This is a genomic window from Pseudomonas sp. MEJ086 (assembly GCF_030209025.1).
GTDB classification, from domain to species: domain Bacteria; phylum Pseudomonadota; class Gammaproteobacteria; order Pseudomonadales; family Pseudomonadaceae; genus Aquipseudomonas; species Aquipseudomonas fulva_A.
The window spans coordinates 18,941-42,845 of sequence record NZ_JARVSV010000005.1 but is presented as its reverse complement, the minus strand read 5'-3'; the positions used below and the strand labels follow the sequence as shown (position 1 = coordinate 42,845).

The 23,905-nt window shown below is 63.7% G+C and carries 31 protein-coding genes; 26 read left to right on the top strand and 5 right to left on the bottom strand.

What is annotated here, in order from left to right:
- Positions 1-542: 542 nt before the first annotated feature.
- From QRN22_RS02785 to QRN22_RS02775, 3 genes are all read right to left on the bottom strand, one after another.
- Positions 543-800 carry an ogr/Delta-like zinc finger family protein gene (locus QRN22_RS02785; RefSeq protein ID WP_042555498.1) on the bottom strand — a complete coding sequence of 86 codons (258 nt, stop codon included), beginning with the start codon at positions 798-800 and terminating at the stop codon, positions 543-545.
- Positions 801-885: 85 nt separating this feature from the next.
- On the bottom strand, positions 886-1,746 hold the full coding sequence (locus QRN22_RS02780) for a phage portal protein (RefSeq protein WP_231570206.1): 861 nt from the start codon (positions 1,744-1,746) through the stop codon (positions 886-888).
- Positions 1,658-3,706 carry a terminase large subunit domain-containing protein gene (locus QRN22_RS02775; RefSeq protein ID WP_082045856.1) on the bottom strand — a complete coding sequence of 683 codons (2,049 nt, stop codon included), beginning with the start codon at positions 3,704-3,706 and terminating at the stop codon, positions 1,658-1,660. The genes QRN22_RS02780 and QRN22_RS02775 overlap by 89 nt, the downstream gene beginning before the upstream one ends.
- Before the next feature lie 162 nt (positions 3,707-3,868).
- Here QRN22_RS02775 and QRN22_RS02770 point away from each other — a divergent pair, with 162 nt between their 5' ends.
- The 25 genes from QRN22_RS02770 to QRN22_RS02650 all read left to right on the top strand — a co-directional run bounded on the left by QRN22_RS02770 (position 3,869) and on the right by QRN22_RS02650 (position 22,696).
- Positions 3,869-4,792: a GPO family capsid scaffolding protein gene (locus tag QRN22_RS02770; RefSeq protein WP_042555501.1), complete on the top strand. Its 924-nt coding sequence runs from the start codon at positions 3,869-3,871 to the stop codon at positions 4,790-4,792.
- A 1-nt stretch (position 4,793) separates the two neighbouring features.
- A complete protein-coding gene (locus QRN22_RS02765; RefSeq protein WP_042555502.1) occupies positions 4,794-5,816 on the top strand; it encodes a phage major capsid protein, P2 family in 1,023 nt (340 codons plus the stop codon).
- Complete coding sequence (gene gpM / locus QRN22_RS02760) at positions 5,816-6,520, top strand: phage terminase small subunit (RefSeq protein ID WP_042555503.1); 705 nt, start codon at positions 5,816-5,818, stop codon at positions 6,518-6,520. The genes QRN22_RS02765 and gpM overlap by 1 nt, the downstream gene beginning before the upstream one ends.
- A gap of 99 nt (positions 6,521-6,619) precedes the next feature.
- Entirely contained in the window at positions 6,620-7,081 is a 462-nt protein-coding gene (locus tag QRN22_RS02755) for a head completion/stabilization protein (protein WP_042555504.1), read from the top strand.
- The gene (locus QRN22_RS02750) at positions 7,078-7,527 is read left to right on the top strand and encodes a phage tail protein (RefSeq protein ID WP_042555505.1); all 450 of its coding nucleotides are present in this window, start codon (positions 7,078-7,080) and stop codon (positions 7,525-7,527) included. Before QRN22_RS02755 ends, QRN22_RS02750 begins: the two co-directional genes overlap by 4 nt.
- Complete coding sequence (locus QRN22_RS02745) at positions 7,517-8,206, top strand: phage virion morphogenesis protein (RefSeq protein WP_042555506.1); 690 nt, start codon at positions 7,517-7,519, stop codon at positions 8,204-8,206. The genes QRN22_RS02750 and QRN22_RS02745 overlap by 11 nt, the downstream gene beginning before the upstream one ends.
- 12 nt (positions 8,207-8,218) lie before the next feature.
- Complete coding sequence (locus tag QRN22_RS02740) at positions 8,219-9,337, top strand: DUF2586 domain-containing protein (RefSeq protein WP_042555507.1); 1,119 nt, start codon at positions 8,219-8,221, stop codon at positions 9,335-9,337.
- A 6-nt stretch (positions 9,338-9,343) separates the two neighbouring features.
- Positions 9,344-9,793 (top strand): DUF2597 family protein, encoded by a 450-nt coding sequence (locus QRN22_RS02735; RefSeq protein WP_042555508.1) that lies wholly within the window; start codon positions 9,344-9,346, stop codon positions 9,791-9,793.
- Complete coding sequence (locus QRN22_RS02730; RefSeq protein WP_042555509.1) at positions 9,793-10,005, top strand: TraR/DksA family transcriptional regulator; 213 nt, start codon at positions 9,793-9,795, stop codon at positions 10,003-10,005. The genes QRN22_RS02735 and QRN22_RS02730 overlap by 1 nt, the downstream gene beginning before the upstream one ends.
- Entirely contained in the window at positions 10,002-10,208 is a 207-nt protein-coding gene (locus tag QRN22_RS02725; protein WP_042555510.1) for a hypothetical protein, read from the top strand. Before QRN22_RS02730 ends, QRN22_RS02725 begins: the two co-directional genes overlap by 4 nt.
- Positions 10,205-10,756: a lysozyme gene (locus QRN22_RS02720; RefSeq protein WP_042555511.1), complete on the top strand. Its 552-nt coding sequence runs from the start codon at positions 10,205-10,207 to the stop codon at positions 10,754-10,756. The genes QRN22_RS02725 and QRN22_RS02720 overlap by 4 nt, the downstream gene beginning before the upstream one ends.
- Positions 10,753-11,241: a lysis system i-spanin subunit Rz gene (locus QRN22_RS02715; protein WP_042555512.1), complete on the top strand. Its 489-nt coding sequence runs from the start codon at positions 10,753-10,755 to the stop codon at positions 11,239-11,241. Before QRN22_RS02720 ends, QRN22_RS02715 begins: the two co-directional genes overlap by 4 nt.
- A 14-nt stretch (positions 11,242-11,255) precedes the next feature.
- On the top strand, positions 11,256-11,543 hold the full coding sequence (locus QRN22_RS02710; RefSeq protein WP_042555513.1) for a putative phage tail assembly chaperone: 288 nt from the start codon (positions 11,256-11,258) through the stop codon (positions 11,541-11,543).
- 20 nt (positions 11,544-11,563) lie between these two features.
- Positions 11,564-11,707, top strand: coding sequence for a DUF6890 family protein (locus tag QRN22_RS02705; protein WP_419761289.1), 144 nt, complete (start codon positions 11,564-11,566; stop codon positions 11,705-11,707).
- Positions 11,708-11,720: 13 nt separating this feature from the next.
- Positions 11,721-12,446 (top strand): DNA-methyltransferase, encoded by a 726-nt coding sequence (locus QRN22_RS02700; RefSeq protein ID WP_197077043.1) that lies wholly within the window; start codon positions 11,721-11,723, stop codon positions 12,444-12,446.
- A gap of 8 nt (positions 12,447-12,454) precedes the next feature.
- Positions 12,455-14,524: a phage tail tape measure protein gene (locus tag QRN22_RS02695; RefSeq protein WP_042555515.1), complete on the top strand. Its 2,070-nt coding sequence runs from the start codon at positions 12,455-12,457 to the stop codon at positions 14,522-14,524.
- The gene (locus QRN22_RS02690; protein WP_042555516.1) at positions 14,521-14,838 is read left to right on the top strand and encodes a DUF2590 family protein; all 318 of its coding nucleotides are present in this window, start codon (positions 14,521-14,523) and stop codon (positions 14,836-14,838) included. The genes QRN22_RS02695 and QRN22_RS02690 overlap by 4 nt, the downstream gene beginning before the upstream one ends.
- Positions 14,835-16,007: a baseplate J/gp47 family protein gene (locus tag QRN22_RS02685; RefSeq protein WP_042555517.1), complete on the top strand. Its 1,173-nt coding sequence runs from the start codon at positions 14,835-14,837 to the stop codon at positions 16,005-16,007. The genes QRN22_RS02690 and QRN22_RS02685 overlap by 4 nt, the downstream gene beginning before the upstream one ends.
- A gap of 117 nt (positions 16,008-16,124) precedes the next feature.
- A complete protein-coding gene (locus QRN22_RS02680) occupies positions 16,125-16,649 on the top strand; it encodes a phage tail protein (protein ID WP_042555518.1) in 525 nt (174 codons plus the stop codon).
- A 9-nt stretch (positions 16,650-16,658) separates the two neighbouring features.
- Positions 16,659-19,049 carry a phage tail-collar fiber domain-containing protein gene (locus QRN22_RS02675; protein WP_052493841.1) on the top strand — a complete coding sequence of 797 codons (2,391 nt, stop codon included), beginning with the start codon at positions 16,659-16,661 and terminating at the stop codon, positions 19,047-19,049.
- A gap of 9 nt (positions 19,050-19,058) precedes the next feature.
- Entirely contained in the window at positions 19,059-19,628 is a 570-nt protein-coding gene (locus QRN22_RS02670) for a tail fiber assembly protein (RefSeq protein WP_052493842.1), read from the top strand.
- Entirely contained in the window at positions 19,625-20,545 is a 921-nt protein-coding gene (locus QRN22_RS02665) for a hypothetical protein (protein ID WP_042555546.1), read from the top strand. The genes QRN22_RS02670 and QRN22_RS02665 overlap by 4 nt, the downstream gene beginning before the upstream one ends.
- Positions 20,542-21,069, top strand: coding sequence for a baseplate complex protein (locus QRN22_RS02660; RefSeq protein WP_042555519.1), 528 nt, complete (start codon positions 20,542-20,544; stop codon positions 21,067-21,069). The genes QRN22_RS02665 and QRN22_RS02660 overlap by 4 nt, the downstream gene beginning before the upstream one ends.
- Complete coding sequence (locus tag QRN22_RS02655; protein ID WP_042555520.1) at positions 21,066-21,770, top strand: hypothetical protein; 705 nt, start codon at positions 21,066-21,068, stop codon at positions 21,768-21,770. Before QRN22_RS02660 ends, QRN22_RS02655 begins: the two co-directional genes overlap by 4 nt.
- The gene (locus tag QRN22_RS02650; protein ID WP_042555521.1) at positions 21,743-22,696 is read left to right on the top strand and encodes a hypothetical protein; all 954 of its coding nucleotides are present in this window, start codon (positions 21,743-21,745) and stop codon (positions 22,694-22,696) included. The genes QRN22_RS02655 and QRN22_RS02650 overlap by 28 nt, the downstream gene beginning before the upstream one ends.
- 45 nt (positions 22,697-22,741) lie before the next feature.
- Here QRN22_RS02650 and QRN22_RS02645 read toward each other — a convergent pair whose 3' ends face one another.
- Positions 22,742-23,146: a type II toxin-antitoxin system HicB family antitoxin gene (locus QRN22_RS02645; RefSeq protein WP_042555522.1), complete on the bottom strand. Its 405-nt coding sequence runs from the start codon at positions 23,144-23,146 to the stop codon at positions 22,742-22,744.
- 89 nt (positions 23,147-23,235) lie between these two features.
- Complete coding sequence (locus QRN22_RS02640) at positions 23,236-23,418, bottom strand: type II toxin-antitoxin system HicA family toxin (protein WP_082045858.1); 183 nt, start codon at positions 23,416-23,418, stop codon at positions 23,236-23,238.
- A 211-nt stretch (positions 23,419-23,629) separates the two neighbouring features.
- Here QRN22_RS02640 and QRN22_RS02635 point away from each other — a divergent pair, with 211 nt between their 5' ends.
- Positions 23,630-23,887: a hypothetical protein gene (locus tag QRN22_RS02635; protein WP_042555523.1), complete on the top strand. Its 258-nt coding sequence runs from the start codon at positions 23,630-23,632 to the stop codon at positions 23,885-23,887.
- Positions 23,888-23,905: the final 18 nt, after the last annotated feature.

Here is a 23,905-nt window from a genome sequence, read left to right as displayed (position 1 = left end):
AAAAGGACATTTGCGCAAAAGCGTATTTACGCAATTACCTAACTACGTAAATAGGTAACCAGGTGGACACCTGCCCACGCACCCAAATCCCCCCTGCGTTATTGCGTTAAAACGTTATTTAACGCAGCTGGAAACCCCTAAGTTCAACTTAGCGAATTAGCGAAATCGCTATAGCCCCCATGGCGACTGGCATTAGCGCTGATTTGTGTTGATCTAAAGTGTGTGCCCCTCGAAAACTTTCGATATATCGTCAAGCTGCACATTTGGAAATGAGGATTTGTTCACAATCCTCTTGACGATTTAAAAAGCCATTACTTAGACTGCGCCCCGCCAACAGGATAAACGGAGAGTCAGATGCACATTGGCGCGAGGGAACTACACGGGACACGCGATACACTCGAGCAAGTTAGAAATGCATTCGAGTTGATCGGTTTCATTGCGACAGCTGATCAAGTGCTGCCTGATCGAGCGAAAGCAGGCTTAATGGATTACTTGCAGATTAATATCACGCAGCTCGAGTCGATCGATGCCGATATCCAGCGTCATGCCGAGGCGGCGCCCAGCTGATCGAACAGCTGTCGCTGCTGTGCTCTGGGGAGGTCGCGCAGCCGGTCGAACAGCAACTGTTCGATCGTCCCAGCTGGGGGCCGGGTGGCGTGGGAATAGGTCAGGTTCATGACGAACTGATGGCCACACTGGGGCTCGAGGCACAGGCAATACAGCTTCGAGAACTCCAGGGAAAGCACCTGGCGCGACGCGATCCGTGCTTTACCGTTGCATGCCTTGCAGACAATCTTCATCGCCCCTCCCCAGGTGCCGTATCAGGCGCCTATTTTCACACACAAACGGGTGGCAGAGTGGCATCACAGCTGCCGCCTGTAGGATTTATGCAGCGACAGTCGGCGGCTCCCGCCAGCTGATATGTCGATCGCCCCGCAGCACTTCGTTGACGCCGTTGAATAGCAGGCAGATAGGCCTGATCTCGTTGGCCGTGTACACGCGGTCGATCTTCTCGATATCGCCGAAGCCGGCGCTGTTCTCCGGGATGATGCCGGCGAGGGCCGGGTTCATCCGCCAGGCCGCGATCACGTCGTTGCGGGTGATGTTCTTCACCTTTTCGAGTTCGTCCTTCGCCTGGAAGTCGCCCACCGGAATGATCTGTATGGCCTTCTCGCTACCGCCGGGAATGTTCACGAACATCGAACGGAAATTGCCCACGCCCTTGCTGGCCGAGATCTGGGCGCGCAGCTCGTTTTCGTCTTCCTCGGTCAGATCCGGATCGTTGGTGTAGAAGATATAACCGGCATGGGCGCCGTTGCTGTAGTAGCGCCGGCGGAACAGGGTCGCCGCCTCATTGAGCAGCAACGCCTGCAGGCCGCCCAGGTAGTCGGGTACGCCGTAGATGTTCTGCTCCACGTCATAGTCCTTCACGTGGATCACTTCGTGCTCCAGGAAGTCGATCGCCTTGCCGTCACGCTGCAGCATCTGGAAGCCGCCATCGACTTTCACCCGCATGTTGATGGCCTGCAGGTGCTCGAGGGCGAGCGCCTGGCCGAACACATTCTCCCGGATGTAGAAGTACGCCTCGCCAAATACCATGAAGTCGAGTGCGGCATTGCCCATGGTCTGCGCGCTGCAGCCTTCGGAGGGCAGGAACTCACGCAACAGCATGTTGCGCTTGAACTTGGGAATGGCGCCGTGGTGTGCGTTGGCGCGCAGCAGGCGGGCCAGGCCGATGCGCGACACCGGCGGCGTGTAAATCTGCCCGTTGTCGCTGGCGAACACGCCCAGGTACTGGCCGATGTTGTCGCTCAACACCGCTTCGGGTGCTCCGAACGTGAAGGCCCGCATGCGCTGTCGTTCTTGCGGTTGCTGCTTTGCTGGTGGTCGCTTGGCCATGGGTACCCTGCATTGCGTAGCGGCTACGGCGCCGCTTGTTGGTGTTGAGAGGTTCGTGGGCCAGGGCATGCATGATTGCCCAGGCGATATCGGCGTGACCGGTGGCGTCGGTGCGCGAGGCGCTGTAGGTGATCTGGCCGCTGTTGGTGGTGCCCCGCTTGATAGTCAGGAAGGCCGCGGCGATATCGTTCCAGCCGGCGTCCCACTCGATGCGGCTGCCCTGCACGGTGTCCTGGGCTTTGAGCACCAGGGCGTTTTTCGCCTCGAGGCTGTAGTGGATCGGCGTTGCCCGCGGGTAGAAGTCACGCACGATGTCGAACACGCCGTAGCCCACACCGGTGATGTCGATGCCGATGTGCTGGACGTTAAAGCGCTCGGTGAGCTTCTTGACCTGGGCCGCCTGGTGGGTGAACGACGTTCCCCGCCAGCTGTGCTTCTCCAGGATGCGGAACTTGCCGCCCGGCTCGAGCGGCGGGGCCACCACCACGCAGGTGGCGTCGTCACGCGTGCGGCTTGGGTCATAGCCCAGCCAGACGGGGCTGTTACCGAATGGGCGATCGTCGTCCGGGTCGTAGTCAGTCCACAGGGCGATATCGGAATAGCAGCGCTCCAGATCCGACAGGGTGAAGGCTGACTGGCTGCTGTCGATGAATTTGCACATGAACAGCTGCTCGAAGCGGTCGTCGTCGTACTCGTTGCGCAGCTGCTCGAGGTCGAACAGGTCGCAGCCGCCGGCGATCGCATCTTGGATGGTGATCACCTTGCGCCACTGGCCATCCGGACAGAGCGCGCCGGCGGTGTAAGCCGCCTCGGCCGGCCAGGCCTGCCCCGACTTTTTGCCGCGTTTGCTGTTGCGGTAGGTCTCGCCCGTCCAGAACGGGTAAGCCTGGTGAGTGACGGCGCTGGGCGTCGAGAAGTAGGTGATGCGCCACTTCTTGTGGGTGGCCATCGCGCTGGCCACCGTCTGCAGCTTCTGAAAGTCGCGGATCCAGAAATACTCATCGACGTACACGTGGCCGTGATAGCCCTGCGCGGTGCTGCTGTTCGTCGAGAGGAAGCGCAGCTCGGCGCCGTTGCTCAGGGTGATGGGGTTGCCGGTCAGCTCGATGCCGAACCAGGAGCTGGCGAAGCCGACGATGTAGCTACGGAAAATCTCGGACTGGGCCCGGCTGGCCGACAGGAATATCTGGTTGTCGCCGGTCAGCACCGCGTCCATGAAAGCTTCGGCGGCGAAGTAGTAGGTCAGGCCCACCTGGCGGGATTTGAGGATATTGCGGATCCGGCGGGTCAGCGGGTTCTGTTTCGCATCGAACAGCTGCTGCTGGTAGCCGTACATGGTCGACGTGAACTTCTCCAGGAAGTGCACCTCGGTCAGGCCGCTGATGTCGTTCTTGGGTTTCTTCTCTTTGCGCTTGCCGCCGCCTTCGCCGCGGTGGCCACGCTCCCGCCGTTCGCCCCGGGGCGAATCACGCCCCTCCCGCTGATCGTGCTCGTTCGCCGGCGGCGGCGTTGCGGCCGGCCGGCTGGCCTGCTTCAGCAGGCGCTCACGGATCCCGGTCAGGCGATCGAGTTCGTCCAGCTCGGCCTTGCCCAGGGCGTCGGGTTTCTCCAACAGCAGGGTGATGCGGCGGCTGACGGCGGTCAGCGGTTCTTCATCCGTCAGCATGTCGTCCCAGCCGCCGCGGGCGATCCAGTAGTAGACGATCCGGACGTTTGGCAGGCCGAGCTGTGCCTGGATTTCCTTCGGCTTGGTGCGGCGAAGAAACAGGCGTTTTGCGGCTTCTTTTACTTCGATGGCGTATGGCATGGGCCGCAGTCTATGCGGCGAAAACGCACCGAACGCGCAGATAAAATCCTCGTTATTCCTATTTTTAGATTTTAGGAGTAGGCCTAAACGGATTCGATTGTTGGGGCATTTCGCGGTGCCTATCGTGGCGGCATCTGATCACCGACGAGCCACTTTCAGCCCATGCCCCGCTCCCTTGTTTCGTACTGGAAACGTGTTGCCACCAGCGGCCCGACCGCCGATGGCCGCGAGATCACACCGCAGGAGCTGCGCGAGATCGCCGAGACCTATAAGCCGTCGCGTTATACGGCGGTGATCTGGGCCGAGCATGAGCGCTGCTGGGGTTCGCACGGCACCGTTTTCGCCGTGCGCCTGGTAGAGGATGACCCGGAGCTGGAAGAAGGCCAGGTTGCCCTCGAGGCGCAGCTGAAGCCCAACGACAAGCTGCTGCACCTCAACGACAGCGGCGAAAAGCTGTTCACCAGCATCGAGATCTATCCGAACTTCGCCAACACCGGCAAGGCATACCTCACCGGCCTGGCCGTCACCGACGAGCCGGCCAGCCTGGGCACCCAGGAGCTGTATTTCTCCCGCCGTACCGACAAGGCGACCTACTACGCAGCGTCCGTCGAGCTGGGTCAGTTGCGCGACGAAGAACCGGTCAGCACCGAAACCAATCGGCTGATCACCGCACTGACCACCTTTTTCAAGCGCTTCGCCGCCTTAGCGCCCACCGAAACCCCGCAAACCCCAACCGAGAGCACCCCACCAATGGATGAAGCCACCGCGAAAGCGTTGAAGGCCTTGCTCGAGCAGCTGTTGCTGGTCGCCGCCGGCATTCAGACCGTGATCGAGCCCGTCTCTGAAGAAGTCGACGAGAGCGAAAGCGAAGAACAGGTCGATGCCGTCGAAACCGCCGTCGCCGATATCGTCGAGCAGGTCGAAGCCGACCGCGAGTTCAGCCGCCGCAAGAAGGTTGGCAAGGGCGTGGAAGCACGTCTGGCAAACATCGAGAAGATGTTCAACCAAGCGCTGAACACCACTCAAGGCCGCCAGGTACCACGCACTCCAGGTGCTGCCGTTCCTGCCAAGAAGCGGGTGATCTGATATGAGCAGAGCACTTTCCGCACGTGCTGAACAGCAGTACTACGCCCTGCAGGAAGCAATCGCTGAGGCATATGGTGTATCCAGCGCAGCGCGCCAGTTCGCGGTCGAGGCGACCATTGCCCAGGAACTGAACGACAAAATCACCGAAAAATCGGATTTTCTCGGCCGTATCAACGTGGTGCCTGTCGACGAGATCAAGGGTGAGAAGGTCATCATCGGTCTGAACGGCCCGGCCTCGAGCCGTACCGACACTACGCAGAATGACCGCGTGCCACGCCACCTGCTGGATCTGGATAACCTCGGTTACGAGCTTTTCAGCACCGAAACCGACGTTGCCCTGCGCTTTGCAACCATCGACAGCTGGGCAAAGTTTTCGGACTTTGCCGAGCGCTACAGCGCGGCCGTGCAACGCCAGATCGCCCTGGATCGCATCATGGTGGGCTGGAACGGTACCCACGCGGCCGTGCAGACCAACCTGGCCAACAACCCGTTGCTGCAGGATGTAAACAAGGGCTGGATGCAGATCGCCCGCGAGCAGATCCCAGCGCAGGTGCTGACCACCGACAACGTGGCCAGCAAGATTTCTCTGGGTGCTGGCGGCGATTACGCCAACCTGGATGCCTTGGTGCATGACATCAAACAGATGATCGATCCGGTGTTCCGCGATGCCGGCGACCTGGTGGCCATCGTTGGTAGCGACCTGCTGGCCTACGACAAGGGCAAGTTGTACGCCGCTCAAGGCCAGACCCCTACCGAAAAAGAGCGCATCGAGGAGCAGCAGGTGATCGCCACCTACGGCGGCCTGCAGTCTTTCGTGGTGCCGTTCTTCCCGGCAACCGGCGTTGTGGTCACCAGTTGGGACAACCTGTCGCTCTACTACCAAAGCAGCAGTTGGCGTCGTCACTTGCTGGAGAACCCGAAACGCTCCCAGGTCGAGGATTACAACGCCCGTAACGAAGGCTATGTGATCGAGCAGTTGGGCAAGTTCGCCGCTATCGAGGCCAACCGCCTGGAGCTCGTGTAGTGAGCATCGCACTAGCCCACAAACGCCGTGTGCTCGCTGGTGGCTCCGTCACCAGTGATGCACCTGTGGCATACACCTCGGACTCTGCCCTGAGCAGCCCGGCCAACGCCCAGAAGCACCTCAAGCTGATGGAAGCATCGCTGGCCAGCGATCTGGAGCGAATCAGCCAGATCGACAGCCGCGAGCTGCGTCAGCAGTTGAAGCGCGACGAGCTGCTGCCCAAGTACCTGGAGTATGTGCAGCGCTACCGCGACAGCGGCCTGAACTACGCCAACCCGGTGCTGGTGTACGTCCTGGTGTGGCTGTTCGATACCGCGCAGTTCGAACAGGGCCTGGAGCTGGCCACCTTCGCCATGGAGCAGGGCCAGAAGCTGCCGGAGCGCTTCGATCGCAACATCCAGACCTTCGTGGCGGACGAGGTGATCGAGTGGGCCGAGGCCGAGTACAAGGCCAAGCGATCGCCGGAGCCCTACGTTTCCAACCTGCTGCCCCTGGTGGACGGCAAGTGGCAGCTGTTCGAGCGCATCCCGGCCCGCTACCACAAGGTGCTCGGCATCCTGGCCATGGACGAGAAGGAATGGGCCAAGGCCATTGCCCACTTTGAGCGCGCCACTGCGCTGTATGCCGAGATCGGCGTGAACACCCGCCTGGAGGGTGCCCGCAAGGCGCTGCGCAAGCAGCAGGCCGAAGGCGCCCCCGAGTAACCGTCTACCCACCCCCAGCGGGGCCTGTCGAGGTGTAACGGCTGCGTGCAGCCCGTTGCCACCGAAGGCAGTCACCCCGCCCTATTCGAGCGGCCAGCAATGAGCTTTTCCGGCAAACCCACCAACCTGGTGGAACAGGCGATCGAGAATGACGGCTTCTGGCCGGATCTCTCCGTTGCTGAGTTCCAGAAGGGTTACCGCCTGCCGGCGGAGTACCTGGTGGAATTGCTGGCCGATGGTTTGGCAATCGCTATGGGCGAGGTCAACAGCGACCTGGCCAAGCGCAAAAGCCAGTGGAAAGTCGCAGGCATCACCAACGTGGCCGCGGCCGATCCCATGGTGCTGCCCCAGCGCACCCACATGGCCGCGACCTACAAGCGCGCCGTTTACTGCCGTGCCAAGGCGTACCTGCTGCAGCAGTTCGCCACCGTGAACCGCCGCGCCGAGGCCGCCAACGTCGCCAAGGAAAGCCCGGAGACCCGCGAGCAGTTCCTGGCCTTTTCCCAGCAGGCGGTGCGTTCGATCCAGGGCCGCGGCCGCATCACGGCGGCGCTGCTATGAACAAGCTGCGCGCCCTGACCGCCTACCTGCTGCAGTGCCAGCTGGTGTCCGCCGAGCAGCTGGACAGCTGGGCCGAGCAGGTGACCCTGGATCTGGTCTGGAAGGACGACCTCCAGGGCTTGCATCTGGGCGACATGCGCTATCGCGCCGTGTTGGTGCTCGAGCGCTTCGCCGACCACCCGGGCCGGCTGATGGCCCTGGTCGGCAGCTGGCTGGAGAACCACGACGAAGGTCGCGCCGATCACGCGCTGCCGGCGCCGACGTTCGACATCGAGCAGCTGGACAACGACCTGGCCGACGTCGAGCTGTCCCTGGAGTTCGTCGAGCCTCAATACCTGGCCGAGCAGGCAGACGGCGAGATCGAAGCCTTCGGCAAGCGCTGGGCGTTCGTGCCGTTTGACCTGTGGGTCGCCGAGCACGGCGAGGTGGCCAGCCATGGCGCGTAACACCTTCGACTTTCGCATGGACGGCATGCTGGATGTGAATACCCAGCTGGCCCTTCTGGAGCTGACGCCCAAGCTGCGCCGGCGCCTGTTGAACACCGTCAGCAAGCGCGTGCGCTCGATCAGTAACCAGCGCGTGCGCAAGCAGACCAACCTGGACGGCTCGGCCTACGAACCGGCTAAAGCCAAGCGCAAAGGCCGCCGCAAGATGCTCAGCGGCCTGATCAAGAACAAGTACCTGAACGTCGTCCAGCTTTCGGACGAACAGGCGACCCTCGGCTGGAAAAACGGCCTGCAGGGCTGGATCGCCGACCAGCACCACCACGGCCGCACCGAGCGCATGACTGCCGCGATGGCCCGCAAGGCAAACCCGGTGAACGTAGACGCGCCGAGCACCGACGAGCAGGCAAAGCGCCTGCGCCGCCTGGGCTTCCGGATCCGCCTGCCCCGAGTGAACAAGCAAGGCAAGACCCGCTGGCAGCGCGCCTCGGTGAACTGGATCAAGGAGCACGTGCGCTTTGGCCAGGCTGGGCTGCTGATCCGTGCGCTGAAGGGCGACAAGCCAGGCCCGACCAGCTGGGACATCAAGCTGCCAAAGCGCGATTTCCTGGGCGCATCGCCCAGCGAGGTCTCGCACTTGGTGCAACTGGTGCTGCAGCAAATCCTTAACTCTCCCCGCTAACGAGGCACCCACATGGCACTCGGTAAAGTCAGCGTCAACAATCTCAACCTCGGCCAGGGTGCCGTGACCGAGATCGAGCGCTATTTCCTTTTCATCGGCCCGGCCCCGAAGGGCGTCGGCAAGCTGATCCCCCTGAACACGCAGAGCGACCTGGACGGCGAGCTGGGCGTGCCGGCCAGTGACCTGAAGACCCAGATCACAGCCGCTCGCCATAACGGCGGCGACCGCTGGGCCTGCCTGGCGGCGCCGATCGCAGACGACGTGACCTGGCAGGACGCGCTCGAGCACGCCCAGCAGCAAGGCTATTCGGTCGAGGCCGTGGTGATCACCGCGCCGGTGTCCGCCGGTGCCGAGCTGGTGGAAATGCACGGCGCCGCCGTCGCGCTGAACAACACCTACGGCCGCCGGACTTTCGTGATGGCTTGCACCCCCGGCATCGAGCAGGCGACCCAGGACTGGCCGGCCTACTTGGTAGCGCAGCGGGCCATCACCAAGGACATTGCCGCGCCCCGCGTGCTGGCAGTGCCGCAACTGCATGGCAACGATCTGGGTGTACTGGCTGGCCGCCTGGCCAACGCTGCCGTAAGCATCGCCGACAGCCCCATGCGTGTGGCCACCGGCGCCGTGGTGGGCTTGGGCGCCAAGCCGAAAGACAAAGACGGCGTGCCGCTGCCCGACGCCTACCTGGCCGAACTGGACAAGGCGCGCTTCTCGGTACCGCAGACCTATCCGGACTACCCGGGCGTGTTCTGGGGCGACGGCAACATGCTGGACGCCCCGGGCAGCGACTTCCAGGTAGTCGAGTACCTGCGCATCGCCGACAAGGCCGCCCGGCGCGTGCGTGTGCTGCTGATCCAGCGCGTTGCCGATCGCCGCCTGAACAACACCCCCAACAGCATGGCCGCCAACACCAGCGCCCTGATGGCCCCTTTGCGCGCCATGGCCAAGGCCGTGCTGTTCGCCGGCCAGCAGTTCCCGGGCGAGATCCAGACCCCGGTCGACGGCGACGTGCAGCTGGTGTGGATGAGCAAGACCAAGGTCGAGGCCTACCTGAAGCTGCGCCCGCACAACTGCCCTAAAGACCTGACCGCGAACATCGCGCTCGACCTTTCCAACGACGAATCGGAGTAAGCCCGCATGGCACGTATCAGCGGCAAGAACTTCGACGTGAACATTGGCGACCTGCTGGTTCACGTCGAGACCGCCACCCTGGACATCACCGATAACTCGGCCGTCGCCCAGGACAAGGGCGTACCCAATGGCCACGTCGACGGCGACGTGAGCGCATCCGGCGAGCTGGAGCTGGATACCAGCAACTTCACCCTGCTGATCGAGGCGGCACGCCGTGCTGGCAGCTTCCGCGCACTGGAGCCTTTCGACAGCGTGTTCTTCGCCAAGGCCGGGGACGAGGAGCTGCGCGTGGAGGCATTCGGGCTGAAGCTCAAGGTGTCCAGCCTGCTGAACATCGACAGCAAGGGCGGCGAGAAGAGCAAGCACAAGGTGCCGTTCGACGTTACCTCGCCGGACTTCGTGCGCATCAACGGCGTGCCGTACCTCGACGCAACCGAGATCGAGGGCCTGCGCTGATGACCTGCCCGTTCGACCGCGCCCAGGCCTTGGAGCAGCGTCAGCGTGACCAGGCCATCGCCGCGCAGCTAGCCCGGCCGCGCTCGACGGGCCCCAGCCTGACCCACTGCCAGGACTGCGATCGGGAGATCCCGCCGGCGCGCCAAGCGCTGGGCGGCATGACTCGCTGCGTTCCCTGCCAGACCACTTTCGAAAAAGGGGCTCATCGATGAGCACGAATCAGGCTGCGCAGGACACCGCACTTGCCATCGTTAAGGCATCGCCCGCACTGGGCGTTGCCGCTACCGGCGCGACCGGTGCTATCGACTGGTCGGCGGTGGCTTACGGGCTGACTGCGCTTTACATGGTGCTGCAGATCCTGCTGCTGATCCCGAAGTACCGCCAAATGCTGCGCGACTGGAAGCGTAAGCCATGAACCTGCGCGCGAAAGTTGCCACCAGCGCCGTGGCGCTGCTGATCGGCAGCGGCGCCCTGAACATGTTCAGCCCCCAGCTGCAGGCGTTCCTGGGCAGGTGGGAAGGCGAAGGCCAGAACGTGGTCTATGCCGATCGCCTGGCCGGTGGCCTGCCGACCGTATGCAAGGGCATCACCCGCCATACCAGCCCGCATCCGGTTGTGGTCGGCGACTTCTGGTCGGACGAGCGCTGCGCCGAGGTCGAGCGCCTGGTGGTCGAGCACGACCAGCTGCGCCTGGCGGACTGCCTGACCAACCCGGCGATCAGCCAGAACACTTTCGACGCCCTGAGCAGCCACGCCCATAACTTCGGCGTGCCCACCACCTGCGCAAGCCGGGCTGTGGGCCTGATCAACGCCGGCGATATCGCCGCCGGCTGCAAGGCGCTCGCCTGGGCCCCTGGCGGCAAACCGGTATGGGCCTACGTGAAGGACGCCCAGGGCAAGCCTGTTTTCGTGCGTGGCCTGCACCGCCGGCGCCTGGCCGAGGCTGACTGGTGCGCCCGATGACTGGATTTCCGCGCTACCTGGTCGCGTTCCTGGTGCTGGCTCTGCTGGCCGTGCTGTGGCGCCTCGACAACGTTTCGGCCGACCGCGACACGGCGGTGGCCACCGCCAAAACCCAGACCGCTGCAGTGGATTCGCTGCGCGAAACGCTGCGCCTCGGCCGCGAGCTGCTGACCGAGCTCGAGCAGCTCGACACCACCAACACCCAGGAACTGAACCATGCGCTCGATCAGAACAAGCAGCTGCGCGCTGATGTTGCTGCTGGCCGTCAGCGGCTGCGCCTCGCAGCCACCTGCGCCGCCCCCGCCACTGTGCATGCCGATCCCGGCGCCGCCGGCGTGGCTGATGCAAGAGCCGCCGAACTCACAGCAGACGCTCGACAGGATTATTTCACCCTCCGCGACCAGCTTGCCCTGACCCGGCAAATGCTGATCGGCCTGCAGGCGTACGTGCGCAACGTGCTCCCGCGGCAACCCAATCCACTTTGACCAAGGAACGCCCCATGACCGCCAGCCGCACCATCGATCTCGAGATCGGCGAAACCGAGTTCAGCTTCAACCTGACCGCCCAGGACGTGACCAAGTACTTCAACGCCATGACCCCGACCAACAAGGTCGCGCCGGCGCACAACCTGCTGACCGGCACCGTCAAGCAGGAGCAGAAAGCCGCCCTGAAGGAGTTGCTGGCCAACCCGCTGATGACGATGCAGATCGCCGGCGCGCTGCTCGAGGAGTACGGCCCGGACGTTGAAGTGACCGTAAAAAAGCGCTCGCCCACGCCGAACGATTGACCGAGGACGGCCTGGGCCAGCTGCTGGCCTTGGCCGGCCGCTGGATGCCCGGCATCGAGCCCACGGCCGAGGTGCTGGGCACCGCCAAATGGCTCGATGACGAGTACTGGCGGCGAATGGAAATAGCGATCTCCAACGGCATCGCGCACGCACTGAATGGCTAGTAAGGAAAGATTTTTGACGAGTAACAAGCTGTACCACGGCGATTGCCTGAAATTCCTGGCAGAGCTCCCGAGTGATTCCGTCGACGCGCTGATCACAGATCCGCCGTATTCGAGCGGCGGTCTACATATCGGCAGTCGCCAGCAATCGACAGCCAGCAAATACATGCAGGGCTCGCACAGCAAGCACGCTGACTTCGCCGGTGATCACAGGGATCAGCGGTCGCACCTGGCTTGGAGCGTGCTCTGGCTTTCTGAGGCCTACAGGGCACTCAAACCAGGCGCAGCCGTGTGCATCTTCAGCGACTGGCGACAGCTGCCCATCACAACCGATGCCCTGCAGGCCGCTGGCTTCACATGGCGCGGCGTAGCTGCCTGGGACAAGACCGAGGGCGTGCGCCCCCAGCTTGGCCGGTTCCGGGCACAAGCGGAGTTCATGATCTGGGGCAGCAAAGGCCGCATGCCGCTGGATCGGCAGGCCCCGGTGCTACCTGGCGTGATCCGTTCGCCGGTACGCAAGGCGGACAAGCACCACATGACCGGCAAGCCCACCGAGCTGATGCGCGAGGTGGTGAAGCTGTGCGAGCGCGGCGGCACGATCCTTGATCCGTTCGCCGGATCTGGTACCACGCTCATTGCTGCGCAGCTGGAGGGCTTCAACTGGCTCGGTAGTGAAATGCTCGAGCACAACATCCAGGTGATCAACCAGCGCCTGGCCACGCTTGAGCCGCAGGCGGCGTAGGAGCGGATATGGCCGATCGTAGCGCCCGCTTGAACTTCATCATGCGCCTGAATGAGCAGGTAACCGCGCCGCTCGCCAAGGTGCAGATGAAGTTTTCCGATCTCGCCGACCAAAGCGAGAAATACATCAAGCAGTCGGGCATTGGCCTGGCCGCGATGGTGGGCGCCGGCGTGGCCATCAGCAAAGCAATGGAGCCCGCCCTGGAGCAGAACCGCGCCTTGGGCGAGGTGCGCAGCCTGGGCGTTGCCGAGGATGCCCTGGACTCGTTGAATCGCAAGTCGCTGGCCTTTTCCGTCGCCTACGGCGCCAATGCCCGGGACTTCGTTGCCTCGGCCTACAGCATCGAGGGCGCGATCAAGGGGCTGACCGGCTCCCAGCTGGCGACCTTTACGAATGCCAGCAACGTGCTGGCCAAGGCCACCAAGGCCGACGCCGACACCATGGGCGCCTACGTCGGCACCATGTACAACCTGTTCAAGGGCCAGGCCGACGCCATGGGCAAAGGTGCCTGGGTCGAGAGCCTGGCCGGCCAGACGGCCATGGCCGTGCAGCTGTTCCGCACCAGTGGCGACCAGATCGGCGAGGCCTTCAAGGCCGCCGGCGGCCTGGCCAGCACCGCCGGTGTGAGCCTGGCCGAGCAGATGGCCGTGCTCGGCACGCTCGGTAGCACCATGGAAGGCGGCGAGGCCGGCGGACTGTACAAGGCCTTTTTCGAGAACATCACCGGCGCCTCGGAAAAGTTGGGCATGAGCTTTACCGACCAGCAGGGCCGGCTGCTGCCGATGCTCGGCATCCTGGAGAAGCTGAAGGGCCGCTTCGGCGATCTGTCGATCGAGGCCAACGGCAAGAAGCTGCGCGATGCCTTCGGCGGCGAGGCGGCGCGCCTGATCACCACCCTAATGGGCGACACCGGACGCCTGGCCAATGGCATCGACCAGTTGGGCCGGGTGCGCGGCCTCGAGCAGGCGCACAAGATGGCCAAGGCCATGGTCGACCCATGGCAGCAGTTCGGCGCCGCCGTGCAGGCGCTGCGCGTGTCGTTCGGCCAGGTGCTGATTCCCATCCTGGCCCCGCTGATGACCTGGTTGACGGACATCGCCGGCACCCTGATGCGCTGGACGCTCATGTTCCCGAACCTGGCCCGGGTTATCGGCATCCTGGCACTGGCGATCATGGGTGTGATTGCCCTGGTCTCGACCATGACTATGGTGGTTGGTCTGTCGAAGCTGGCCTGGCTGGGCCTGAACATCGTGGCCTGGCGCAGCATTGGCGCTTTCCTGCTGCATACGCTGTACATCGGCCTGTTCGTCAGTGGCCTGATCCTGATGGCCACATGGATGGGGATCGCGAAAACCGCCTCGCTGCTTTGGCAGGGCGCGCTGTGGCTGGTCAATGCCGCGCTGCTGGCCAACCCCATCGTATGGGTGGTGCTGGGCGTGGTCGCCCTGGGTGCTGCGCTGGTGGCCGCTGTCGTGTACTGGGACGAGATCGTCGCCGCCATTACCAACACCAAGGCCTTCAAGTGGATCTCCGACCAGCTGGCCGCGCTGGGTGCCTGGTTCGACAGCATGGGCGGCTGGGGAAACATGGCCCGGGCCGCCTGGGACGGCATCGTGGGGATCTTCCACAAGGCCATCAATGGCCTGATCGAGATGCTGAACAGCATCCCGGGCGTGAATATCGAGACCACCTTCGGTGACGTACCGGCACCGCCACAGCTACCGGGCATGGCCATGCCGCAACCAGGCCCTACCGCGGCCGAGGCCATGCAGTGGTCGGCGCCCATGCCGCTGATGCTTGCCCAGCCGGTACAGCCTCAGATCCCGGCGGTTGAAGCATCGATGGCGGCTCAAGAGGCCAGCGATAAGACCCAGCGTGCCCGCCAAGCGATCAGTGACAGCACCTCAACCCTGAGCCCTCAGCGGGCTACGGCCGTGCCACAGGGTGGGCTGCTGAAGTCGATCCAGAACAACCAGAACGTCAACCGCGGGACGCACGTCGAGAAAGTGGAAATCCACACCGGCAAGGCAATGAGCCCGCTCGAACTCGAGAACATGATCCAGATGGCTGCCGGATGACCCTTTATATCGACCTGTTGATCACCCGCAACGACCTGGATCTGGATCCGTCACGTCAGCCCGTGCTGGTCGACGGGCGCTCCAGCATCGCCCAGGACATCGCCCACATGATCCGCGAAAGCGGCTTGCTGGTGACGCTGGTGGCCGAGCGTGATCGCCTCCGCCAACGCGATTGCATCCAGCAGATGGAGCTGCTGGTGGAGGCCGACGAACGCCTGGTACCGGGTACCGCCCACATCCGCGAGCAGGCCGCCGGCATCTACCTGGTAACCGCTCGCACCGTTGAATTCGGCGACATCGAGGTGACCCTGTGACCGTTGATTTCAAGCAGGCGCTCAATGACGCCGGCATTCCCACCACCGAGGCTGCGCTGCGCCAGGCCTGGGAAAAAGAGGTAGCCGCCCAGGGCAGCGCGCTGAGCAACACCAGCGCCTACTCGCCGTTCTGGCGGATCGTCACCGCCCTGGTGACCAAGCCCGTGCTGTGGATCCTGGAGTTCGTCGCGGGCACAGTGCTGCCGAACTTCTTTGTGAAGACCGCTACCGGCACCTGGTTGGACATGCTGGCCTGGGCGGTGAACGTGGAGCGCAAGGGCGCCACCCGCGCCCAGGGCGTACTGCTGTTCACCCGGGTCAACGCCGGCGGCGCCCTCGAGGTGCCGGCCGGTACGGTGGTGCAGTCACCGGCTATCAACGGGCACGTTTACCAGCTGGTCACCACCGTGGCCGGGATCTTCAACGACGGCGTGATGCAGCTGGAGATCCCGACCGAGGCGATCGACACGGGCAGCGGCTACAACCTGGCCCCGGGGTATTACGCGATTCTGCCCGAGCCGGTACCGGGCATTGCCCAGGCGGTGAACGCTGACGCCTGGCTGACTGCACCAGGTGCAGACGCCGAGCCCGACGACGAGCTGCGCCTGCGCGTGCGCAATCAGTTCTCCGCGGTGAACCAGTGGCATACCGATGCGGTGTACCGCGCCATGATCTCGGCTTTCCCCGGTGTAAGCCCTGACGGCGTGTATTTCCAGCACGGCGCACCACGTGGCCCGGGCAGCGCGAACGCCTTTGTTCTGTTCGATGCCGACGTGCCGGCCGCCACCTTCCTGGAGCAGATCAACGCCTACATCCGCGACCAGGGCAACCATGGCCATGGTGATGACCTGGTGGTGATGGTGATGCCCGAAACCTTGCACGCACTGGAGGTCGAGCTGTGGCCCCGATCGACACTGACCACCGAGCAGCGCGAGAAGCTGCGCGAGGACGTGGCCATGTTCATTCGGGCGGCTTTCCGGGAGAGCACCCAGGGTGACTACCAGCCGACGCGGACATTCCCGCAGTCGCGGTTTTCGTTCAGCCGATTGGGGGAGGAACTGCACAACCAGTTCGCCGGCATCGAGTCGCTGCGCTTCTTGAACGACGACATCGTGTCGGAGTTGAGCATTCCGAGGATTCAGAGCTTGGAGGTGAAACGGCGTGCATGACGCAGGGAGAAAGGAAAGGCGGCGACCGACGAGCACCTGGGGAGGAGCGACGGTTCAGCCAGCCGCCACGGGGATCGACCCCTTCGAAATAGTGAAGTTCCCGAACGGGGTACACGAATGATCAAGTTGAAGCTGCCTTTCTGGCTGGATGGGATCCAGCTCGCAAAGCTGACAGCCGCGGCGCAGAGCTGGTGGGCAAAGGTAGAGGACTGGCTGCGCTGGCCTTTGCTGCAGATGGATCCGGAAACCTGCCACCTGGCCGTGCTCGATCTGCTGGCCTGGCAGCGGGATATCACCCGCTTCAAGGACGAGCCCGAATCGCTGTACCGGCTGCGCGTGAAGCACGCATTCATCAATGCGGTGGACGCAGGCAGCACGGCCGGCATGAAGCGGATCCTGCGCCGCCTGGGTGTGGGCTATGTCGAGATCGACGAGCGCATGCCCGATCGGGACTGGGACGTGGTGCTGCTGCAGCTTTCCGACTCGCAGCTGTCGCAAAACCCCGAGCTGCTGCGCGTGCTGATCCAGCAATACGGCCGCACGTGCCGCCGCTACGACTTCGTGACCATAACGCCGATGACCATGCACATGGGCCTGGCGGACTTTAACGACGACCAGCTGACCCTGGTCGCAAGCCTGTAGGAGAGCCCCGTGGGCGCAAGCATTACCCTGGACGGCGAAAGCCTGATCGCTCAGCGACTGGCCGCCAAGCAAACCGTCAACGTGGCGCGCTTCGTGTTGGCCAACGTGCCGAACCTCGACCCGAATGCTGCTGTGAGCCGTTCGGCCGGCAAGCCGCCGGCGGCGCAGATCGTCGGCACCTACGCGGTTACCCAGGCAGGCTACGTGAACCCCAACCAGGTGGTTTACAGCCTGATGATGGGCAGCGATATCGGCGACTTCGACTTCAACTGGATTGGCCTGGAGACGGATAACGACGTTCTGCTGGCCGTGGCCTACCTGCCGACTCAGCAGAAGCGCCGCAATATCCCGCCGCTCCAGCTGGGCAACAACGTCACCAGGAACTTTATGGTGGTGTTCGACGGTGCGCAGCAGCTCACCGGGGTAACGATCGACGCCAGCACCTGGCAGCACGACTTCACCGTTCGACTTGCCGGCATCGATCAGCGCGAGCGCCTGAGCAACCGCGACATGTTCGGCCGGGCCTGTTTCCTGGGCACCGCGCTCCAGCTTGAAAAAGTAGGCAGCGAGTACCGGCTGAAGCCCGGTATCGCCTACGTCGAGGGTATCCGCCTTCAGCTGAATGCCGCCCAGCCGGTAGCGGTACCCGCAGCGCCGACGACGGCCTGGCTGGACGTGCTTCTGCAGCGCGAGCTGAGCGACGTGGTGGGCACCTTCCGAGTGGTGTTCGGCGATGACCTGGTGGACTACTCCGACAGCCTTGGCGTCAGGCACTACCTGGTGCCGATCGCCAAGATCCAAAGCGCGGCCGTGATCACGGATCTCCGAGCCCCTGAGCCGATCGAGGGCGAGCTGATCAAGCACTTTGCTGCGCGAGTGGGTGACTACCCGCAACTGCGTGCCCGGGCTACGACGAAAGCGGATGTCGGGCTCGATCAGATCCCCAACGCCATCAGTAGCGCGATCGTCAGCGACAGCGGCGAAGTGCTGGCCACCACGCGCATGGTGCAGGCCATTCGACAGGCACTGGCCGAGACCATCAACCAGCGCCTGCCCTTGAGCGGCGGCGCAATGACCGGGCCGATCGAGAGCGCGTCGAACCTGGTGATCGGCGTCAATGGGCGCGGCTGGGTTTATCACGACGGCAACGGCTTCGGCCTGCTCAATGACAACGGCAACTGGGCTGTTCAGGTGCTGAGAAACGGCGGTGGCGTCGTCATTGGCGGCGTGCTGCATGGTAACGGCGGGGGCCTTACAGGGATCCCGCTCGCCGGCGTGAATGGTCTGCTGTCAGCGCTGGAGACCAAGGCTAACAAGGCCACCACGCTGGCAGGCTATGGCATCACTGACGACCTGCAGTGGCGCACCGAGCCGCTAACCGGAAAATTCACCGTTGAGTGCCTGGACATCACTCAGTCGGGCCAGGAAAGCGGCGTGATGATCAGGACGAAGATCCCGATCGACTCCACCGTCATGCCGCACCTGACCATCAAAGGCTGCATCAACGGGTATACCTCGCCCTTCGAAATGCACCTGAGCTGGTATTTCTACGAAGGGGCGTTTTATCTGCCCGCCGCGTTCATCAGCGGATATTTTTCGCCGCTCGGTGGCGGTGGCGTGCGCGTATTCCTGAGCCATGAGAACGGGCTGGTTAACATTCGGTTCGACTTCGGCGGCATCGTCTATATCCCGCGCCTCGCCGTCACGGCCTACAAAAGTGCCGGTTACGGTGGCAACTATGCCTGGTACACAGGCTGGAGCCATGTGACCTGGAAGCGAGAGGTCACCATCGCCGGAGAGGTCATGGCCAGCTCTCATACAACTCTCAGCACCGCCAATATCGGCACCGCGTTTAAAAGCTTCGTGCTTGCAGGCGGTAGCGCGCGCGGTATGCGTACCGTGCTTGAACTTGAAGCCCCTGGGACGCTAATCGAAACCTTTAGCCGGACACCCCCAGCCGGAACCTTGAAGGCCAATGGCGCGGCGATTTGGCGTGCTGGCTACCCAGAACTGGACGCGGCGATCTATGTGGGGGACGCCCTCAACGCCACCGCGGCCTGGGGCTACCGCTGCACCGATCCTGGGACTCCAACAGGCACGCGAAGCACGACCGGCGAATACCTCGTCCTACCCGATGCCCGCGGGGAGTTCCGCCGCGGCTACGACGACGGCGCTAATCGTGACTCTGGCCGAGAGTGGGCCAGCTGGCAGGATCAAAGCCTACAGGGCCATACCCATTCGGAGTTCGGCTCGGCCAGCTTTCTACGCGCCGGCGCCGGTGGCATCAGTGGGCCCGCTTCGGTAGGCCTCATGGCCGCCACCGGCGTTGCGCCGGTAACTGGCTCGGTCGGCGTCACACGCCCACGCAACATCAACCCGCTTGTCTGCATTCGCTACTGAGGTCGCCCCATGACTACCGCCCCCGTCGTTTATCACTACCATGGCCAGACCGGCGAATTGCTGGGTACCGGCTTCGCCGATCCTGATCCCATGAACCCGGACAAATGGCTGGTTCCGGGCCTGGCGACCTTGGCCGAGCCGCCCGCACCTGTCGAGGGCTGCGTGGCGTGCCGCATCGAGCACACCCGCTGGGAACTGCTCGAGGACAACCGCGGCACGATTTACAGCACCGACTCCGGTCAACCACGCGAGCATGCCGAGCTTGGGCCGCTGCCTGAAGGCTTTACCACTCAGCCGCGGCCAACCCTGCACCACACCTGGCAGGAGGGCGCCTGGGCATTTGACGAAGAGTCGGCCCGTACCGCGTTCATCAGCGCGGCCGTGCTCGAGCGCAACCGCCTGCAGGCTGAAGCCACCGCACGCATTGCACCGCTCCAGGATGCCGCCGACCTCGAGGACACCACCGAGGCCGAACGTGTAGAGCTGGACGCCTGGAAGCGCTATCGCATCGCCCTGAACCGCGTGTCGCTGCAAGACAGCTATCCGAAAGCGATTCAGTGGCCGAGCAGCCCGGCATGATCTGGAGCCCTGTCACGATGCGCTGGCCAGCCCAGGCGACCCAGTGGATGGGCGAGCTTGAGGCGGCGCAGTCGGTTGCCGGCGGCGAGCTGGCCACCACGGCCACCCGCCTGGCCGGGCTCGCCAACGTGGCCACCACCAACCCGGGGCCGGTTGGCCACGCCGCTCAGGGCGTGATCGCCACAGGCCGCGGCGCCCTGGCCAGCCAACTGGGCGAGTCGCCGGCATGCCTGGCGGTGACGCCGTTTCAGTCGGGCATTGGCCAAGGCCGCGGGCACCAGCGCTACCTGTCGGCGCCGAACCTGGTGCAGTTGTTGGCCGGGAAGCTGGCCGCGGCGCCGGCGCCGGCGCCGATCGCTGAGCTGTACGCACTGCCGATCCTGTTCCTGGCTACGCGCTACGATCGCTTTGCCGAAAGCCTGGCTCGCTTCAATGCGCTGATGCCGGTACCGGATCTGGTGCGCTCTGAACGTCGAGCGCGGCACCTGGCGCAGCTCGAGGTGGAAAAGTGGACGATGCCCAAGGCCGAGCCCCTGCCACGCTGGCAGTCGCTGCCCCTGGAGCGCTGCACCATCACCAAGGCGGCGCGCCAATCCATGGCCGGCCAGCTGGCCGTGCTGGAGAGTTACGCGGCCGACAGCTCGCCCATGGCTGACCTGGCGGCCCTGGCCGCTCGCAAGTCGGCGCAGCAGCAGGGCCGCAACCAGCAGTTGGCCGACCTGCAGGCGCTGCTCGAGGGCGGCACACCTGACGACACCATACGCGCTCGCCTGCTGGGCCCCGGCAACCCGGCGCAGCTACGCGCCGAGCTGCTGCAGCTCGATCCGCCCGGGCATGAGTGGGTGCTGTGCGCCGGCGTCGTCCTGGTGGGCTCCCGCCAGGGCCTGAGTTTCGTCCAGGAGCTTGTCGGCCTATGACGCTATTGCTAGATGGTCAAAAGGTGCAGGGCAAGTCGCTGAAGGTGACCGCCAACCTGCGCATCGAATCGGCCGATATGTCCGGCCAGACCAGCAACACCGCGGCGGCGCACAAAGGCTTCAAGCCCAAGACGCTAACCGTGGCGCTGATGATCACCTACCGCGAGCGGGGCCAGCTGACGGCGCTCATGCGCCTGGCCGAGGCCACCGGCGCCGGCGGGCAGCGCAAGACGTACCGCATCGTCAACGACACGGCCGAGGCCTTCGGCGTGCGTCAGGTCGAGTTCACCGAGGGCGTGAGCGCTCGCGAAGACGACACCCTGCACGCCTGGCGTGTGCAGTTCACCCTGGCCGAGAAGCTGTCCAACTCCGAGCGCGTGGAGACCCGCCGGCCGGGCAACCCGGTCAAGCAGCAATCCGCCCCGGGGCAAGCCGTGACCGGCGCCGCCGGCGAGGGCGAACAGCCGGTCGAGCTGACCGGCTTCGAACGCGTGCTGAAGCGCCTGGACGAGGCCCTGGAATGAAGCTGCACAAGGTGCTGACCGTCGCCGGCCAGCCGTACCCGCTGATCAAAGACGAGGTGCGGCTGGATCTGCGCAGCCCCGGCCGGGCGACTTTCACCATCACCGCCACAGAGGCGGTGCGCGGCCTGGTGACGCTCGATATCGGCTATGACCAGAACCCGCTGAAGCGCCATTTCATCGGCCACGTGGAGCGCTGCACGTCGTCGCACCCCCAGCAGCAGGTGCTGTTCTGCCGCGAGCTGACCAGCGTGCTGGCCCTGCCGCTGCCCATGAATTTGCGGCATGTGGATCTGCACCAGGTGCTCTCCGATATCGGCGGTCGCACCGGCCTGCAGTTCCGGGTACCGGATCAGGCATACGCCCGCGTCAAGGCGCCGTACTTCTACAGCCTCGCCAACGGGTATCAGGCCCTAGACAGCCTGGCCCGGGTTTTTGATATCCCGGACTTCATGTGGCAACAGCAGGGCGACGGCGAGGTGTACGTGGGCAGCTGGGCGCACAGCTACTGGGGCACCCGCAGCGCCCTGTCACTGCCGGCCGAGCTGTTCGACGGCTACCAGGGCAACCAAAGCGCGATGGTGGCGGCCCTGCCCGGGCTGCGACCAGGCGTATCGATCAACCAGGACGAACGCATCACCTCGGTGACGCTCGTCGACACGCAGATGGCCATCCGATGGAAGACGCAATTCGCCGCGCTGTAGAGCGCCAATTCCCTGAACTGACCGGCGGCTACCACCTGCCGCGGTTCGGTCGCGTGGTCGCTGTACCGGACGCGCCGGCGCAGCCCGGGCTGTGCGACGACTTCCGCCCACGCTTCGCCGTCGACGTGGAAGTGCTGCTGCCCAACGGCGAGCCGGATCCGGATCTGCCGATCCTGCAGAGCCTGCCGCTGCCGGTACCGAACGGCGGCCAGGAGGCCGGCATGTATGGCTTCCCCGAGGAAGGTACCGCGGTGGTGGTGTGCTTCGCCTATGGCCTGCCACACAAGCCCTTTATCCAGCAGATCCTCGCCCAGGGCCTGAGCCTGCCCCGGGTACCGAAAGGCGACCAGGTGTGGCAGCACAGCGAGGCCTGCCAGCAGCGCGTCGACGCGGACGGCAACTGGCTACGCCAGACCGATGGCCGGATCGAGGACAAGGCCATCGAGCGGAAAGTGGAGGCTATGGACAACGCCGAGCACTACGACAGCAGCTCGGTGCAGATCCTGGATCACAGCACCGAGTCGGTGGGCGGCATCAAGAAGGTGGAAGCCCTGGGCGCGCTGAAGCTGCTATCGGGCGGCTCTGCCAGCCTGGCTGCAGTGGACGACCTGCACCAGGCTACCGGCCGCGACCTGAACCTGGTGGTGGGCCAGAAGCTGAACAGCGCAGTGGGCGGCGACATGCTCGAGCGCATCCAGGGCATACGACGCAGCGTGGCGCCCAAGACCTGGCTAGGCTCTCAGTCGGTCAACGTGCTGCAGATCCTCTGCGACCTGCTCGACCTGGTGGAGCAGATGAACACCCAGCTGGCGGCGCATACGCACGTGCCGGGGCCAACTCCCAGCCCGGGCGATGCCGCCGGATTCAACACAAAGGCCGCAACGGCAACGTCCTTGGCTGGGAAGCTGAAACCTATCACCGCATAACGAAAAAGGGCGCCTATCGGCGCCCTTGTCGTTTTTGTTGCCGGCTTATGCCACCGACAATTCCCGCAGTGCCGCTGTGGCCAGAAAGCCAGAGCGGGAGGCATAGCGGTGGTCTTTCTTCACCATGTCATCAATCCGCTGCAGGAGATTTTCCGGCAGAGTGGCATTGAAACGAATAGCTTTCCCCAGATACGGGGTCACATCGAAATCGACTACAGCCCATACACCGCCGGCATAGTCGGGATTCCCCATATGCGCGTCTACTTCCTTCGCACGTGGGAGCGGATCACCATCAGCCACCAAGCCTTCAAAGTGAAGTGCCAGGGCTTCCTGTGCGTTTTCCAGAGCCTCCGAGACAGTGGCGCCTGCCGAGAAACAGCCCGGTACATCGGGCACAGTCACCCCATAGTCCGAATCAGCGTCTTTGTGCAGTACGACTGGAAATTTCATTTCTTGAACCTCTAACTTTTAGCTAAGGGGCTGACATTGCGCAGTCCCGATCACACATCTGGCCGAACACTTGAGAGGTGTGGCCGGCCTCACTTGAGGCCGGCTTGTTTCAGTATGTTGTGCAGTGTTCCTACCGCTATTTCTGACTTCGGGTGTGGAACAGTTACCCGACCTTGCTTCGTTGGATGCTTGAACTGGTGGTGACTACCTTTCACCGCCACTTCATACCATCCATCCGCAACAATCAGATCTATCACCTCTCTACTTCGCATCCGGCCCTCCTTTCTGCCTTTCGATGGTGTGTATGGTACACACCAATAGCCGTGCGGTCAATGCCTTGATACACACGATACACACTTCGGTTAGGATGGCGACAAATGGTGCTCGCACAGAAAAACAACGGCAGAAGACGCGGACGGCAACTGGCTACGCCAGACCGATGGCCGGATCGAGGACAAGGCCATCGAGCGGAAAGTGGAGGCTATGGACAACGCCGAGCACTACGAGCGCATCCAAGGCATACGCCGCAGCTTGGCGCCCAAGACCTGGTTGGGCTCGGAGTCGGTCAACGTGCTGCAGATCCTGTGCGACCTGGTGGAACAGATGAACACCCAACTGGCTGCGCATACGCACGTACCCGGGCCTACGCCGAGCCCGGCCGACGCAGCTGAATTCGGCAAAGCAGCTGAACCCACCAAGAAACTGTGGAGTAAGCTTAACTCAATTTGTTTGCAGCAATAATTACCCATCCAAATGTCA